This window comes from Oleiphilus sp. HI0067 (assembly GCF_001635735.1).
In genome coordinates this window covers 1-836 of sequence record NZ_LWFI01000344.1, presented here as the reverse complement: position 1 = coordinate 836, position 836 = coordinate 1, and the positions used below count along the sequence as shown (strand labels likewise).

The window sequence follows — 836 nt, the reverse complement described above, 5'->3', positions numbered from 1 at the left end:
GTAAGTATTTGCATTTTGAGCCTTTTATTTCGAACAAAAAAAGGGAGTCAAAAGACTCCCCAAGCTTGCCATCATATAAGCCTAGAACGTATATGAGATACCTAACATGTAAATAGATGGATCGATATCAACATCAACGCTTGCTTTGACTTTACCAGCGTTACTATCGGTAGTGATCTCAGCCTTGGTGTCGATGTCTATCCAGTAGTAAGAGCCATTCAAATCAATGCTGTCAGTCAATACATAATCAAAGCCGGCATGAATAGCGACGCCGGTGCTGTCTTCCAATTCAATTTTTGTATTGCTTACGCTTGTAATACCCTCCGGGCCACCTTCGGCTGCCGCAGCGAGTGTTTCGAAAGTTGCCGCGTTACATAATGCCGGTGTTACTTTCCTTCAAAGAACGCTGTGTAGTTTAGACTCATGCCAACATAGGGTTGGAATTTTGAGCCGCTGTTTATGAGGTGGTAATTCAATGTCACCGTTGGTGATAAGCGTTTTGTCGAAGCGATGTCGGCATTTATCGCAAGGCTAATGTCATGCTCAAAAGGTGTGACGCCAAGCACTTCAATGGCTAATGTGTCGCTAAACATATAGATTCCGCTTAAGCCTAGTTGGGTATCGCTATCTACATCTACATTGCCTATGCCAGTATTGCCAAATGCTGGCGTATCGATCCGATTAAGCCGCTAGACGCATCAGAAGATACTTTTGCAGCGCCGCCGCGAACAATAATGTCGCTTTCTTGATAGGCGAATGAATTTCCTGAAAAACCAAAGGATGCGGCTGCTAGGGAAAGAATACTTTTCTTGAACATAATCTTTCTCGATCTTTGT

General features: G+C 43.5%; 3 protein-coding genes. All 3 read right to left on the bottom strand.

The genetic code is table 11. The features are described from left to right. Nucleotides 1-81: 81 nt before the first annotated feature. Nucleotides 82-294, bottom strand: coding sequence for an OmpW family outer membrane protein (locus tag A3739_RS31145; RefSeq protein ID WP_255376214.1), 213 nt, complete (start codon nucleotides 292-294; stop codon nucleotides 82-84). A 92-nt stretch (nucleotides 295-386) separates the two neighbouring features. Next, complete coding sequence (locus A3739_RS31140) at nucleotides 387-593, bottom strand: OmpW family outer membrane protein (RefSeq protein ID WP_255376213.1); 207 nt, start codon at nucleotides 591-593, stop codon at nucleotides 387-389. A gap of 50 nt (nucleotides 594-643) precedes the next feature. Further along, nucleotides 644-836 (bottom strand): hypothetical protein (locus A3739_RS27965; RefSeq protein ID WP_231877001.1); only part of this gene is annotated, 193 nt, incomplete at its 5' end.